Here is a 13875-nt window from a genome sequence, read left to right on the forward strand (position 1 = left end):
CCTTAAAAATTAAAATCTTGTGAAGCACCTTGCGACATATTTTCATAAGTAGCCTTTACAAAAGCATTTCTTATATCGCACTCACAGAGCTTTTCACAATCTATACAAGATAATTTATTTTGCGTTTTTTGTTGGCAATCTTGCAAATTCTTTTTAGCAATTTGCAAATTACTCTCATAAATATTCATCTAAATATGCCTTTTCACTGATTGAACCAAGATAACAAGGTGTGCTTGCGTGAATTGTGCTAAATTTTAAATTAAGCAAACTTTCATATCCTTTAGAGCCTTTTATCCCATCACTTGAAAATCCACCAGCTTTTTCGTAAATATAAGCGAAAGGAAATACTTCAAATAAAGCCCTAAGTTTTCCTAATTTACCATCATTTAATGTAGCTTCACTTGTGTTTGGATATGAAAACAATCCCCCACCTTTTATTAAAATCTGATGTAAATCACTAACCATAGCACCACTATATCTTAAGCGGTATCCATCACTAAATATTTTATCAATCATTGCTTTATGAGCTTTACTCCAATCTTTTTGAGTGCCGCCTGTTGCGTTTAATTTACCTTTTTCATTTAGTTTTAAATCTTTTAAGAATTTAAATTCTTTTCCATCATATTCATATAATTTTGGCTCATTTATACAAACTACTAATTGGGTTCTAGGACCATAAATTGAATAAATAGCTGCTTTTAAACTATTAGGCTCTGCAGTATTTTCATAGATAGCAAAAATACTTCCTACTGCAAAATTAACATCAAATAAAGAAGAGCCATCAAGTGGGTCATATGCAACTATATATTTTGCATCATCGTATAAAAATTGTGGATTTTCTTTTTCTTCACTGATAATTGCTTTAATTGAGCCAATTTTACTAAGCTCGTTTGTAATTATCATATCGCTTAATACATCTTGTTTTAATTGTAAATCCCCGCTAGCATTGCTTAATTCTGTATAGCCATATTCAGGGTTATCAAAGCTTTGCTTAATCTTTAAAACGCTTTGTTTTATAGCTTCTATTATTTCTTGCATTAAATCTCCTTAGCATTATTCAAAACAAATTCACTAATACTAGCAATATCATCTAAATTAAATTGCTTTAAACCATAATTTTTATTAGAATAACTAGCTAATGCTAAAGAATATTCTAAATAACTCTCATCAACTTCTTTGCAAAACACACATAATCTTGGTAAAGGCAAACTTTTAAGTCCTTCAACTAAAACAATATCAGCGCTAAATTGCTTTATTATTTGCTCTATTTCTAAGCTTTCGTGATAAAAAATAGTGGTTTTTACAGGGCTTAAAACTGCAACTTCAGCACCCGTTTGATAGAATTTAAAACTATCTTTACCATTCGTATCAAATACTGCTTTATCTTTTGGGTCGTGCTTAATTATTGCTACCTTTAAGCCAAGCTTTTGTAAATGCTCTGAAATTTTACAAATTAGTGTAGTTTTGCCCGAATTTGATGGGCCAGTAAATGCGAATGCTTTTTTCATTGATTAACCTTTTTTATTAAAAATTATAAATTTATAAATTAAACGAAAGAGAAGTAATGAAAAAAGCTTTATTTTTAGTAATTTTGATATGTTTTACAGCTTGTGTTAAGCAAAATGATGAATTTTATAATTCAAAAGAAGAAATAATGCTAAGGTCTTATTATGTAAATGATTGCATTATTAGTTATTTAGGAGTTAAGGATAATAACGATTATTTTGTGATTGCTAGTAAAAATGAAATTGAACATATAATAATTGAAGGGTATTTGGTTCAATTTTTAAAACTGCCAAAAAATGAATTTAATTTGCCTTATAAAAATGATTTTTTATATTTTTACAAAATAATAAATACTGCTAGTAAAAAGACAAATATTGATATGGAAATTACTTTAAATAATGAAGAAACAAGAAGCGTTAAAATACAAAGAATTTCAAAATCTCTTGAATATCAATTTTAAGGGCTAAAAACCCTTAAAATTACGCTAATAATGACGCTATTTGAGTTTGGTTAAAATTAACTTGCTGAGCGTTTTTAAAACTTTCTTCATTTTGCTTTAAAAAATTAGCGTTTAATTTAGAAAAATCTTCATTTTTAAATCTATCGTTATTGTTATTTGCTGTTTTTAAACTATTTTCTATTTTTTCTAAATCATTTTTCAAATCAACTTTATTTGTATTATTATTTTGAATTTTTGAAATCATTTCATCTTGTTGAGTGCTGATTTCTTGATATTTTTTCTCGCTTAATTTTTCTTCACTTACTTTTTTCTCATTTAATTGTTCTACCGAAGTATCTTCAAGTTTTTGAGTAGGTTTATTTTGAGCCATTAAGACATTGCTTTGTATGTTATTGTTAATTTGCATACTAAACTCCTTTTAAATTTTGCCGATTATAGCCTATTTTTCTTTTTTCTTAGTAAAAAATAATATTAATTGTAAAATAACCATAACTTTAAAAATCATTTCACTTTGCTTATGATTATCATTAAAATCTTTACTATCAGTAACGCCTAAAGCCTGCATATCAAGCACATTAGCTGTATAATAAAATACAAACACTAAGGCTAAAATCAAAATTATTAGGCTTAAAATTGGCTTTAAACTAAATAATTTATTTGAAATACTTTCATAAATAATATTTAATAAACTTACGAAAAGTAACAAATAATTAAATTTTACAAACACTTGTGTCATCAAAAGTCCGCTTTGAAAGTGGCTTAAAATCCCATCTCCAATAATTGCACTAGGATAAAAAATAATAGGAGCAACAACAATTCCTATGAATAATTCTACAAAAATTATTCCAGCTAATAAAAAATCATTAATTTTTTTCATAATCTAACCTTTCTGCTATAAAAACTCTGTCAAAACCATTTAAATCTTTATAAAAACTAGCCTTAAAATTCTTTTCTTTTAGATAATTATTTAAGATTTCTTTTTGATCATATCCAAATTCGCACATTAAAAATCTCACATTTTCTAAATAACATTTATCAATTATTTTAAATAATATCTCATATCCTTTTTTACCACCAAAAAGCGCTGTTTTAGGCTCTTTTAATACTGATTTATCTAAATTATATTCGGTGCTAATATATGGAGGATTTGAGATAATTAGTTCATAGTCTTTAAAATTAACTTTCATAAAATCGCTAATAAAAAAATCACAATTTACATTATGCAATTTAGCATTTTCATTGGCTAGTTTTAAGGCTAATTTGTTTATATCACAAGCTTTTATATTTGCTTTTGTAAATAATTTTAAAAATATACTAATAATCCCACTTCCAAAACCTATTTCAAAAATATTCTTTATGTTATTTTGATTTATTAGATTTATTGCTAAATCTATTAATATTTCAGTATCATTTCTAGGAATTAACACTCCTTTAGCACATTTAAATTCTAAATCTTTTATATAAGTTTTTGAGAATATATATTGCAATGGAGTGCCGTTTTTGTATTCGTTTGCAATACTTAAAAGTTTAATTTTATCGCTTGGATTTATCACATTTGCCCTTGCGACTGAATACTCAAGCATTGAATATGAAAAATACTCCATTATAATCTGTCTTGCAATTACTTCATTGCTTAGGGCTTTTAATTCGTTAAATGTGGCTATCATTTAATGCACTTATTCTTCTACTTAAACTCGGATGAGTTTTATAAACCATTTCATAAATAGCGTTATGATCTAGCAAGGCTTTATTGTGAATAGCTAATACCTTTAAAGCACTTATCATATCGTTTTTGCTAGTTTTTATTGCTCCGTGTTTATCTGCACTAAATTCATTTTTTCTTGAAATAGAATTTAAAATAGGACTTAAAATAAACGAAATTGCCGAGCCTACCATAATAAAAGCAAACAACGGACTAGATACAAAGCCTTCTAAATTAAATTGATTTTCAAAAAAACTTGAAAAATATCCAAAAAACGCAAAGGTAATTAATAGATTTAAACCACTTATAAAAAGCATTTTTAAAATATCTTTATGTTTAAAATGCCCTAATTCGTGAGCTAATACGGCAAGTAATTCATCTTTACTCATAGCATTGATTAAAGTATCATAAAGAACTACTTTTTTTGCTCCAAACATACCCGCAAAATAAGCATTAAGTCTGGTATCATTTTTACTAGCGTCCATACTAAATACCCCATTACTTTTAAAGCCACATTCATCTAATAATTTTGCAATATCATCTCTTAATTCACCTTCTACAGGGCTTAATTTATTAAACAATGGAACTATAAAATTAGGATAAATAACCATAGCTAAAAGACTAAAAATAAATAAAATAACAAAGCCACCTATCCACCAAAACTCGCCTAATTTAGCAATAGCAAAAAGCAAAATATAAACTAAAGCTCCACCTATAATTACTAATAAGATTAATGATTTTAAAAGGTCTTTAAAATACATTTTAGGAGTTTTTTTATTAAAGCCGTGCTTGGTATCAACAACCATAGTTTTATAATAATCTAAGCAAGTTAGAATGCAAGAATTTATAATAAAATACAATAAAACTAAAATAGTATTATCAAGCAGTGAATTAGACTCAAAATGAACCTTTAATACATTAAATAACACCAATATGAATACGCAATTTAAAATAAGTGCTAAAAAATTATTTAGTATTGAAAATTTATGCTCAACTATGGCTATATTTTTAAATTCTATAAATTGATCATCACTTAAAAAGCCTTTATTTGTTTTTGTTTTAATATGATTTATTTCAAGTAATTTAAGTATTGTTTCAATCACAAAAATTACACTAATTATGCTAATTATCAACATTTTCTAACCTTTCTGTAAGTTCTAAAACTTCGTAATACTCATTTTCTAAAAGCTCTAATTCCTGATTTAAATTCTCAAGTCTTTCATTAAGAGCCAATATCCCATATTTTTCATATTTTGCAGGGTCGCTTAAATATTCATTTAATAATCTAATTTCTTTTTCAGTCTCTTCAATCTTAACTGGGTGTTCTTCTAGGATTTTATTTTGTTTATAGCTTAATTTTACGCTTTTTTTACGCTCAACTTTTACTGGTTTTTCTTTATCATTTTCTATTTCGCTATTTAACTCGCTTAATTCATCGTTTAATTCTAAAAGCTCACTAAATTTCATAGTTTCAATTTCAATTGATTGATTTGAAAAGGCAAAAAGCTTAGTAGCAAGTCTATCCGTAAAATATCTATCATGACTTACAAATATCAAAGCACCTTTAAAATCCATTAAATACTGCTCTAAAATATTAATCGTAGCAATATCTAAATCATTAGTAGGCTCATCTAAAATTAATACCTCATAATCTTTTGTAAAAAGTTTTGCTAAAGCCACCCTACTTTTTTCGCCACCACTAAGTGAGCCGATTTTATAAGTAAGTTGTTCTTTAGGAAATAAAAAATGCTTTAAATATCCATATACATGCATATTAGAGCCTTTTACATTGATAGTATCACCGCCATTTGGACAAAAATACTCAATCAAAGTTTCATCATCTTTTAAATCACTTTTTTTCTGGTCAAAATATCCTATATTTATCTCACCTTTTTTAATAAAACCACTGCTAGGGCGAAGTTTTTCAAGTAAAATTTGTAAAAAGCTAGATTTTCCACAGCCGTTTTTGCCTACAATTGCTATTTTTTCACCTTGTAAAATCCTTGCGTTAAATGGCTTAAATAATAATTTTTCGCCTAGCGTTAGGCTAATATCGTGTAATTCAAAAAGCATTTTTTTCTTATTTGCTATTAGTGGATTTGATTTTATATCACTTGCACGGGCAAGCTCAACTCTTAGTCTATTCAAAATACTAGGATTTTTTTTAGCCTCTTCACGCATTTTAAAAATACGCTCTTTTCTGCCTTCGTTTCGCTTAAGCCTTGCTTTTACCCCACGACGCAACCATTCTTCTTCGCTTTTTAATTGTTTTACTAAGGTTTCATAGCTTTTATTAAGGCTCTCTAGTAATCTTGCCTTAGCTTGTAAATAATTTGAATACCCACCTTCAAATTCTCTTAATTTTGCATCTTCTATTTCTACGCATTTACTTGCAATGTTGTCTATAAAATATCTATCGTGACTTATAAAAATAACACATTTTTTACTAGCTTTTAACATATCTTCAAGGTATTTACACATAGTTACATCTAAGTGGTTCGTAGGCTCATCTAAAATCAAAACATCAGGAGATTTAAGCAGCATACAAGCAAGGCTTAATCTTCTTAATTCTCCACCACTAAGACTTGCTAGATTTCTATTTATAAAACTACTTAATTCAAATTCTTTTAAAGCTCTATTTATTTTGCTATCAATACTCCAAGCGTCCTTGCTCTCTATTAAATCAAATAAAATTTGTTGTTTTTGTAATAATTCTTTATCATTTGGATTAGTTGATAGTTTAGAATTAATCTCATTATATTCGCTTAAAGCATTAAAAATATCGCCTAATTCTAATTTAATATATTCATCTACACTAAGATTATAATCTATATTAATGCTTTGAGAAAGCATAGAAAAATTTATACTTGAATTAATCAAAACCCTACCATTATCAGGTTCTATTTCTTTAGTAATTATTTTTAAAAATGTAGACTTGCCCTGCCCGTTTTTACCTATTATTGCGATTTTTTCGCCATCGTTTATACTAAAATTTACATTTTTTAAAATAACTTTTTCGCCGTAAGCTTTATCAATATCAATACAATCTATTAAAATCAATTTAAATAATCCTTAAGTTTTTTAAAGGCTAGTATTCTAGCCTTTAAAGATTATTTAACATCTACATCAAAATAAATTTCAACCTCTTCGTGAGTTTTCTTTCCGTGAAGTGCCGAGATTTGTTTATCAGTTGAAAGTGCTGTGAATGCTTCAGTTGTATTAAAATCAGTATTCATATTGATTACTCCTTTTACAACTAATTTACCATCAGCTACGCTATAAGTCATTGGAATTTCTTTTGTAATATCATTAAATGTGATTACACCTGTAGCACTACCACTTGTTTCATCACCTTTTACATCTTTTAAACTAGCTTCAATTTTGCTATTTTTTAGATTTGCAATATAAGTTCTATGGATATTATTTTCACGAATTTTATCTTTTGTATTTTCGTTAGCAAAATCCATACTTGCTTTAGTTCCGTTTAAAATATCTACAACAGAGCCACTTGTTTTGCTAAATTCAAATTTAGCATCATCAATAACACCAGGAACACCTAATTTTTTTTCCATTTTAAAGCCAACAAAATGAGCTTTTACACTAGCTTCATCAATAGTAATTGCATAAGCACTTGAGCCTAAAATCGCAGTAGCGATGATTGAAGAAAATATCTTTTTCATTTTTTTATCCTTTTTTTTAAATTGAACCATTATTATACGATATTTTGTTAATCATTATCATTTCTAATAGAAAATTTTTATTAATTAAAATTTTATATATTTATGCAATTTTTTTAAGGAGAAAAAATGTTAAAACAAATTAAAAAGTTAGCTTTAGTGTTGCTTGTTAGTTCAAACTTATTTGCCTTAAGTGAAGGTGTAGAATACAATGTGCTTGAAAATCCAATCCCAAATTCTGATAATTCTTTAACAGAAATATGGTCTTATCAATGTTCGCATTGTTATTTACACCACAATCACAATACTTTAGGACTAATAAAAGAGCAATTAAAAGATTTAGATATTAGATTAATGATGGTAAAAACTTGGGGAAAATTTGGTCAAGAAATGGCTAATTTACTTGCATACGCACATTATCAAGATGAAAAAAATAAAATTAGCTTGATTGATAAAAATAGCCTATATGATAAAATTAGTAGCGTTTATTTTGTTGAAATGTTTAAAAATAAATCAACTTGGAATAATAATCCTGATGAATTTTATAAATCTGGTCTAAGTATTCTTGGAATTTCAAAGAAAAAATTAGAAAGCTTCTTACAAAGCCCTGAAGGAAAATATTTATTAAGCTCAACTGATATTGCAAATGAAATTGCTAATACTTACGGAACTCCAACTTTTATTGTAAATGGAAAATACGTAATCAATTTAGCTTATGCAAAATCTCCACAAATGCTTATAGATATGATAAACGAACTATCTAAAAAATAAGGATTTACTTAGGTAAATCCTAAATATTTCTAATACTTGTATTAAAAAGTAGTGAAATGTTGCATAAAATTATAAAACTCTTACAATATTTATCTTATTATTTATCTTGGTTATGCGTAGTTGTTGGCTTGATTGAACTTTTTATGGGCTTTAATTTTGCTTATTATTTTATATCTGCAATTTTGCTTTCTGCTATTTATGGAAGTATTAAAAAGAGATTAGATGAGATTAAATTTAATAAATACTTTTTAATAATTTTAGCTTTAGTATCTGCTTATAAATACTATGAATTTTTTATAAAAGAGCCAAATGACTTAATAGTAAAAATCATAAATGCTAATAAAACTTGCCTAGAAAATCAAAGATATTGCATAATAAATGAAGTTACTACAAAAGAACTCAACGCTGTATTACTAGATAAAAACAATGATGAAATTCTTAAATATCTAAAAAAATATAGATTTAGAAAAAATGAGAAAAATAATATGCTGTATTTTCAAGATACTATTTATAACAACCCAGTTGATATAGCAATAAAATTGCAAGATAATCAAATAAATAAAATATATTATAAAGCAGATAGAAAATAAATCTACTTTACACAAAATAAGCAAATCCTACTTATATAACTTATAATGAATTTCTTGGATTACTTTATCTTTATAAATTAAAGCTATGAAAATAGTCTTACCAAACACTACATTTTTATAACAAATATTAGCATTTTTATAACACCTTAGCATTTTAAATTCTTTAAAATATTCATAAACTTCATAAGGGCTTTTATCCTTTATGTTTTTATTAAGTGCATTGATTAAATTAATATCATCTACTAAAAAATAATCATCAAAATTAATCTTTTTAGCTTTTATAATCTGCATTACAAGTTCATTTGGCTGTTTTAAAAAATAATCATAATATTTATAGGCGCAAAATACTAACAAGATAGCTAAAGTAAGTGCTTGGTATTTAATTGTATTTTTACCAACTAATTTATAAATTATAAAAAATAAAATCGCATAAATAATGTCTAAAATAAAATCATTTTTTACATAAAGATTAAATAAAGCATTAGCTAAAGCAATAAACATTATGTAAAATGAAAAATATTTTAAAACACTAAAAAATCTATCTTTTAAATATATTTCAAAGTTTTTTAGCCTTTTAGAAATTATGTAATAAAGCATAAAAGATAGGCTTGAAATTATCAAATAAATTATAAAATCTAAGTGATTATTAAAACTCAATGGATTTATATAGATTAAATAAAACAAAGCTAAAGCTACGAAAAAGAAAAACCAAGCTAGATAAAAAAGTATATTTTTTATAAATACAATAAAATCATTTTTAAAAGCCATATTTTCTCGCATTATATTATTTTAGTTTTGAAATAATTTTATTGTAAATATAATTTATTGCAAGAGCTAAATACATATAAAACAAATTAATATTTAAAATAACTTCTTTTGAAAATATTTTATAAAATTGTTGATAGTAAGTAATAAAAATAGCAATAGTTAAAAAGAATAAATAAATTGTCTTAACTCTAAAAAATAACACACAATATGTATTATTAAAGATATAACTAATAAGCTAAAACTAGGAAAAATATTATAAAAAAGATACAATAATGCAACAATAAAAATCAAACTTATATACGCATATTCAATATTGATTTTATGTAAAATTTTATTTTTAAAACTAGCAAAAAACCACATATAAGGCAGTAATAAAAAAATGAATAATTGTAAAAATTATGTTGAAAAATATATAGCTATCATTTGAGTTATGTGAAAATGCTTTAGTTAAAAGTCCTAAATCAACAGAATAATAAAGCGATAAATAAAACAAGAATAATAAAAATCTATAAATACTAATCTTCAAATAAGAAAATGGAAAAAACATAGCTTTAAAATAATCAAAATCTATTAAAGCTTTATCCTTGCTATTTAAATTAATAATAACCCAAGATATTAGCATATTAATATAGTTTTTCATTACTTTCCTTTTTTATTAAAATAAATCTTGTATATATTCTATTCCAAGAAATGGCTCGTATCTTATTACAATATCTTTCATCACAATACCATTGTCCGTTTCATTACTAACGAATGTTATATCATAATATTGACCTTTTATAATCTTCTTGCAATAATAAACATTATTTTTAAATTTAATTTGTTTAAATCCATTATCTTCAAAATATTTTTTAGTATTATCTCTTATTTTTGTATTAACATAATCAAATAAATCTAAATCATTTTTTATCACATAGATATATCCGCCTTTCTTTCCATCTGTAAAATACCCTTTATTAGAACTTATAATCATTTTTATTAATTCATTTGGTTCTTTTATATGTGTTATATAAAATTGTGAAATTATTAGCAAAGTTGATAAAGTAATAAAAATATATAAAACTTTTTTAGAAGGTTTATAATCTCTTATAATCATTGATGTTAACAAATAAAGAAAAGCAAAAACTATCGTGCAAAGCAATAATATATCATTACAAACATTGATATAAATTAAAGATACAAGATGTATAAAAAAAATTATAAATAAAGCAAGAAAAATATTTTTTAAAATACCTATGATAAGTTTTAAAATATTAAAAATTTTACCAATACATTTCATAGTTTTACCTTTTTTGCTTGAATAGTATTTAAAATACATAAAATACAATTAAAATTCTAATTTTTATTAATATAATTTATTTTATATTAAAATCTTCTCATTAAAAAGCTTGATATTTTTATAAAAGGATTTAAATGTTTTTAAAAGAGTTTTATTAACCCTAGCTTAGGTATTAATTAAGCTAGGGTTATTTGGAATTTTATTCCCATTCTATAGTTGCAGGTGGCTTACTAGAAATATCATAAACTACTCTATTAATTCCATTAACTTCGTTTATAATTCTTCTACTTACATTCTCTAATAATTCATAAGGTAAATGAGAAAATGTAGCTGTCATACCATCACTTGCATCAACTGCTCTTAAAGCTATTGCGTTATCATAGGTTCTATTATCACCCATTACTCCAACGCTTCTTACATTTAACAATACGCAAAATGCTTGCCAAGTTTTATCATAATAACCATTTGCTTTAAGCTCTTGAATGAAAATATCATCAGCTTCTTTTAAGATATTTAGGCTTTCTTCATTTACTTCACCCATAATTCTAATTGCAAGTCCTGGACCTGGGAAAGGATGGCGATATACTAAGTCTTTAGTAAGACCTAATTCAAGTCCAAGCAATCTTACTTCGTCTTTAAATATTTCTTTTAAAGGTTCAACTAATTTTAAATTCATCTTTTCAGGTAAGCCACCTACATTGTGATGGCTCTTAATTGTTTTTGAGCTACCTACAACGCTACTTTCAATAATATCAGTATATAAAGTGCCTTGAGCTAAAAATTCAACACCTTCTTGTTTTTTTGCAAAATCTTCAAATATTTCAATGAAGGTATTTCCGATAATTTTACGCTTAGTTTCTGGGTCTGTTACACCTTTTAATTTCTTTAAGAAAATTTCTCTTGCATCAATAGTATTTAATTCTATTCCGAATTTTAATTTAAGCATACTTTCTACTTGCTCTTTTTCATTTTTTCTAAGTAATCCAGTATCAACAAAAACTAAAATAGTTTGTTCTTTAATAGCACTAGCAAGCAATGCAGCAACAACGCTACTATCTACACCTCCACTAATTGCACAAAGAACCTTTTTATCTCCAACTTGCTCTTTAATTTTCTCAATTTGTGTCTTAGCAAATGAACCCATATTCCAAACGCTTTCGCAATTGCAAACATATTTTGCAAAGTTTTTAAGAATATTTTTACCAAATTCACTATGTTGAACTTCAGGATGAAATTGTAAGGCATACATTTTTTTCTCATCATTACCATATACACAAAATGGACTATTATCACTAACAGCAATAGTTTTAAATCCTGCTGGTAAATTCTCAACCTTATCAGAATGGCTCATCCAAACCACTTGAGATTTAGGTAAGTTTTTAAATAAACAACTATCTTCTTGAATGCTAATTTTAGCTTTACCATATTCTTTATGCCCTGCAGGTGCAACAACTGCTCCAAAATGATGAGCCATTAACTGCATTCCATAACAAATCCCTAAAATCGGCAAACCTAAATCAAAAATTTCTTTATCGCAAAAATAAGCATCATTTGCATAAACACTAGCAGGACCACCACTTAAAATAATACCTTTAGGCTCATAATTTTTAATATCATTCGCACTAATATTAAATGGTAAAATAAGTGTATAAACTCCTTGCTCTCTAAGTCTTCTAGCAATAAGTTGGGTATATTGCGACCCAAAGTCAAGCACTAAAATATCTGCTTTTTCCATTAATTTCCTTTCCTAATATAAATCAAAATATTCAAATTGTAACCACCAAACAATAACACTTAGAACATAACCTAATAAAACAGTCCAAGCATATTTCATATGAGAGCCAAAGGTATAAATTCCACGCATTTTTCCCATTACTCCAACCCCAGCAGCAGAACCAAAACTAATTAATGAGCCACCTATTCCAGCCGTTAGAGTTACTAAAAGCCAATCATCTATATTCATATTTGGATTTGCTTTTAAAACTGCACTCATTACAGGCACATTATCAACTACTGCACTTAAAAATCCAACTCCAATATTTGTGCTCATAACTCCAGCAAAATCATATAATCTTGAAGCATAAGCTAGCCAACCTGCAAAATGAAGTGCTCCAACAGCGGCTAAAATACCGAAGAAAAACAACAATGTATCCATTTCAATTTTAGTCATATATGCAAATATATTTATATCTTTTTTGCCACGAGCGACATTAAATTTATAAGTATAAAGACTTAAAAGTGATAAGCCAAACATCATTCCCCACATAGCAGGTAAGCCAAATAATGAGTGCATTAAAACTGCACTAAAAATCGTTAAAGCACCTAAGAAAATAATGATTTTTCCACCATCTTTTATACGCTCAACTTTTAAAGATTTTTCATCAAAATTAGGTTTTACATTTGGAACAAATTTACTTAATAAAAACGCAGTAAGCCACCAACCAAGGAAACTAGCAGGAAATAATGCGAAAAAGTCTATAAAAGGACTTTTACCAGCAGTCCAAACCATAAGAGTTGTAATATCTCCAAAAGGACTCCAAGCTCCACCTGCATTTGCAGCTACAACTATATTTATAGCACCAGGAACTAAAAATTCCTTTTTTTGATTGTCAATTGTAAGTAAAACGGTTGAAAGAATTAAAGCTGTAGTTAAATTATCAGCAACAGGAGATATGAAAAATGCTAAAAGTCCAGTTAGCCAAAATAATTTTCTATAAGTATATCCCTTTGTTACAAGCTTATATTTTAAGGTATTAAACACATTACGCTCAATTAAAGCTTCAATATAAGTCATAGCAACCATTAAGAAAAACACTATTTCAGCAATCTCTTCTATTAAATCCTTTACTTCATGCTCTAATGGCTCTGTGCTTTTTCCATTTAGACACAAATAAAGCCCTAAAATAATAAACATTAAAGTTCCAATAAATATTGCAGGTTTTGTTTTGTTTATATGATATTTATCTTCAGCTGCGATAAAATAGTAACCGATGATAAATATCACTAAACATAAAATTCCTGCCCATGAAAATGTAATTTCCATAAAAGCTCCTTTTTAAAAAAATGATAGATATTATTTACTCTAATTCAACAAAGGGTAATTTTTGCGTTTGCGTTGACTT

General features: G+C 26.4%; 17 protein-coding genes. 3 read left to right on the plus strand and 14 right to left on the minus strand.

The window, feature by feature from the left end:
- Positions 1-2 precede the first annotated feature (2 nt).
- The 3 genes from AVBRAN9331_RS04335 to mobB are packed head-to-tail and all read right to left on the minus strand — an operon-like array spanning position 3 to position 1508.
- Entirely contained in the window at positions 3-188 is a 186-nt protein-coding gene (locus AVBRAN9331_RS04335) for a hypothetical protein (protein ID WP_214117534.1), read from the minus strand.
- Positions 175-1038, minus strand: a complete 864-nt coding sequence (locus AVBRAN9331_RS04340; RefSeq protein ID WP_214117535.1) for a class 1 fructose-bisphosphatase — start codon at positions 1036-1038, stop codon at positions 175-177. Before AVBRAN9331_RS04340 ends, AVBRAN9331_RS04335 begins: the two co-directional genes overlap by 14 nt.
- Entirely contained in the window at positions 1038-1508 is a 471-nt protein-coding gene (mobB, locus tag AVBRAN9331_RS04345) for a molybdopterin-guanine dinucleotide biosynthesis protein B (protein ID WP_336612467.1), read from the minus strand. The genes AVBRAN9331_RS04340 and mobB overlap by 1 nt, the downstream gene beginning before the upstream one ends.
- Before the next feature lie 56 nt (positions 1509-1564).
- Here mobB and AVBRAN9331_RS04350 point away from each other — a divergent pair, with 56 nt between their 5' ends.
- Positions 1565-1966 carry a hypothetical protein gene (locus tag AVBRAN9331_RS04350; RefSeq protein ID WP_336612468.1) on the plus strand — a complete coding sequence of 134 codons (402 nt, stop codon included), beginning with the start codon at positions 1565-1567 and terminating at the stop codon, positions 1964-1966.
- Positions 1967-1985: 19 nt separating this feature from the next.
- On the opposite strand, the gene AVBRAN9331_RS04355 is transcribed toward AVBRAN9331_RS04350, so the two are convergent.
- From AVBRAN9331_RS04355 to AVBRAN9331_RS04380, 6 genes are read right to left on the minus strand one after another with little or no spacing between them, the layout of a single operon-like run.
- Positions 1986-2372 (minus strand): hypothetical protein, encoded by a 387-nt coding sequence (locus AVBRAN9331_RS04355; RefSeq protein ID WP_336612469.1) that lies wholly within the window; start codon positions 2370-2372, stop codon positions 1986-1988.
- 33 nt (positions 2373-2405) lie between these two features.
- Positions 2406-2843 (minus strand): DUF4149 domain-containing protein, encoded by a 438-nt coding sequence (locus AVBRAN9331_RS04360; protein ID WP_336612470.1) that lies wholly within the window; start codon positions 2841-2843, stop codon positions 2406-2408.
- Positions 2830-3633: a HemK/PrmC family methyltransferase gene (locus AVBRAN9331_RS04365; RefSeq protein WP_336612471.1), complete on the minus strand. Its 804-nt coding sequence runs from the start codon at positions 3631-3633 to the stop codon at positions 2830-2832. The genes AVBRAN9331_RS04360 and AVBRAN9331_RS04365 overlap by 14 nt, the downstream gene beginning before the upstream one ends.
- Positions 3617-4804, minus strand: a complete 1188-nt coding sequence (locus tag AVBRAN9331_RS04370) for a M48 family metallopeptidase (RefSeq protein ID WP_336612472.1) — start codon at positions 4802-4804, stop codon at positions 3617-3619. The genes AVBRAN9331_RS04365 and AVBRAN9331_RS04370 overlap by 17 nt, the downstream gene beginning before the upstream one ends.
- The gene (abc-f, locus tag AVBRAN9331_RS04375; protein ID WP_336607986.1) at positions 4791-6728 is read right to left on the minus strand and encodes a ribosomal protection-like ABC-F family protein; all 1938 of its coding nucleotides are present in this window, start codon (positions 6726-6728) and stop codon (positions 4791-4793) included. The genes AVBRAN9331_RS04370 and abc-f overlap by 14 nt, the downstream gene beginning before the upstream one ends.
- A 50-nt stretch (positions 6729-6778) precedes the next feature.
- A complete protein-coding gene (locus AVBRAN9331_RS04380) occupies positions 6779-7348 on the minus strand; it encodes a hypothetical protein (RefSeq protein ID WP_214120465.1) in 570 nt (189 codons plus the stop codon).
- A gap of 126 nt (positions 7349-7474) precedes the next feature.
- On the opposite strand from AVBRAN9331_RS04380, the gene AVBRAN9331_RS04385 reads away from it, so the two are divergent.
- Together AVBRAN9331_RS04385 and AVBRAN9331_RS04390 are read left to right on the plus strand one after the other, a co-directional pair.
- Entirely contained in the window at positions 7475-8116 is a 642-nt protein-coding gene (locus AVBRAN9331_RS04385; RefSeq protein WP_214117544.1) for a thioredoxin domain-containing protein, read from the plus strand.
- A 56-nt stretch (positions 8117-8172) separates the two neighbouring features.
- Positions 8173-8706: a hypothetical protein gene (locus AVBRAN9331_RS04390; protein WP_336612473.1), complete on the plus strand. Its 534-nt coding sequence runs from the start codon at positions 8173-8175 to the stop codon at positions 8704-8706.
- A gap of 27 nt (positions 8707-8733) precedes the next feature.
- Here AVBRAN9331_RS04390 and AVBRAN9331_RS04395 read toward each other — a convergent pair whose 3' ends face one another.
- From AVBRAN9331_RS04395 to nhaD, 5 genes are all read right to left on the minus strand, one after another.
- Positions 8734-9486: a hypothetical protein gene (locus AVBRAN9331_RS04395; RefSeq protein WP_336612474.1), complete on the minus strand. Its 753-nt coding sequence runs from the start codon at positions 9484-9486 to the stop codon at positions 8734-8736.
- A 331-nt stretch (positions 9487-9817) separates the two neighbouring features.
- The gene (locus AVBRAN9331_RS04400) at positions 9818-10114 is read right to left on the minus strand and encodes a hypothetical protein (RefSeq protein WP_336612475.1); all 297 of its coding nucleotides are present in this window, start codon (positions 10112-10114) and stop codon (positions 9818-9820) included.
- Positions 10115-10129: 15 nt separating this feature from the next.
- Positions 10130-10570 (minus strand): hypothetical protein, encoded by a 441-nt coding sequence (locus tag AVBRAN9331_RS04405; RefSeq protein ID WP_336612476.1) that lies wholly within the window; start codon positions 10568-10570, stop codon positions 10130-10132.
- 382 nt (positions 10571-10952) lie between these two features.
- Positions 10953-12488 carry a glutamine-hydrolyzing GMP synthase gene (gene guaA, locus AVBRAN9331_RS04410; RefSeq protein ID WP_214117549.1) on the minus strand — a complete coding sequence of 512 codons (1536 nt, stop codon included), beginning with the start codon at positions 12486-12488 and terminating at the stop codon, positions 10953-10955.
- 12 nt (positions 12489-12500) lie between these two features.
- Positions 12501-13796 (minus strand): sodium:proton antiporter NhaD, encoded by a 1296-nt coding sequence (gene nhaD, locus AVBRAN9331_RS04415; RefSeq protein WP_336612477.1) that lies wholly within the window; start codon positions 13794-13796, stop codon positions 12501-12503.
- Between the last annotated feature and the right edge of the window lie 79 nt (positions 13797-13875).

Source organism: Campylobacter sp. RM9331, from assembly GCF_020137685.1.
Taxonomy (GTDB): domain Bacteria; phylum Campylobacterota; class Campylobacteria; order Campylobacterales; family Campylobacteraceae; genus Campylobacter_E.

Excerpts from the sequence above, each read along its gene's own strand:
- AVBRAN9331_RS04335 (WP_214117534.1), bottom strand. The coding sequence starts at position 188 with ATGAATATTTATGAGAGTAATTTGCAAATTGCTAAAAAGAATTTGCAA.
- AVBRAN9331_RS04340 (WP_214117535.1), bottom strand. The coding sequence starts at position 1,038 with ATGCAAGAAATAATAGAAGCTATAAAACAAAGCGTTTTAAAGATTAAG.
- mobB (WP_336612467.1), bottom strand. The coding sequence starts at position 1,508 with ATGAAAAAAGCATTCGCATTTACTGGCCCATCAAATTCGGGCAAAACT.
- AVBRAN9331_RS04350 (WP_336612468.1), top strand. The coding sequence starts at position 1,565 with ATGAAAAAAGCTTTATTTTTAGTAATTTTGATATGTTTTACAGCTTGT.
- AVBRAN9331_RS04355 (WP_336612469.1), bottom strand. The coding sequence starts at position 2,372 with ATGCAAATTAACAATAACATACAAAGCAATGTCTTAATGGCTCAAAAT.
- AVBRAN9331_RS04360 (WP_336612470.1), bottom strand. The coding sequence starts at position 2,843 with ATGAAAAAAATTAATGATTTTTTATTAGCTGGAATAATTTTTGTAGAA.
- AVBRAN9331_RS04365 (WP_336612471.1), bottom strand. The coding sequence starts at position 3,633 with ATGATAGCCACATTTAACGAATTAAAAGCCCTAAGCAATGAAGTAATT.
- AVBRAN9331_RS04370 (WP_336612472.1), bottom strand. The coding sequence starts at position 4,804 with ATGTTGATAATTAGCATAATTAGTGTAATTTTTGTGATTGAAACAATA.
- AVBRAN9331_RS04380 (WP_214120465.1), bottom strand. The coding sequence starts at position 7,348 with ATGAAAAAGATATTTTCTTCAATCATCGCTACTGCGATTTTAGGCTCA.
- AVBRAN9331_RS04385 (WP_214117544.1), top strand. The coding sequence starts at position 7,475 with ATGTTAAAACAAATTAAAAAGTTAGCTTTAGTGTTGCTTGTTAGTTCA.
- AVBRAN9331_RS04390 (WP_336612473.1), top strand. The coding sequence starts at position 8,173 with ATGTTGCATAAAATTATAAAACTCTTACAATATTTATCTTATTATTTA.
- AVBRAN9331_RS04395 (WP_336612474.1), bottom strand. The coding sequence starts at position 9,486 with ATGCGAGAAAATATGGCTTTTAAAAATGATTTTATTGTATTTATAAAA.
- AVBRAN9331_RS04400 (WP_336612475.1), bottom strand. The coding sequence starts at position 10,114 with ATGAAAAACTATATTAATATGCTAATATCTTGGGTTATTATTAATTTA.
- AVBRAN9331_RS04405 (WP_336612476.1), bottom strand. The coding sequence starts at position 10,570 with ATGATTATAAGAGATTATAAACCTTCTAAAAAAGTTTTATATATTTTT.
- guaA (WP_214117549.1), bottom strand. The coding sequence starts at position 12,488 with ATGGAAAAAGCAGATATTTTAGTGCTTGACTTTGGGTCGCAATATACC.
- nhaD (WP_336612477.1), bottom strand. The coding sequence starts at position 13,796 with ATGGAAATTACATTTTCATGGGCAGGAATTTTATGTTTAGTGATATTT.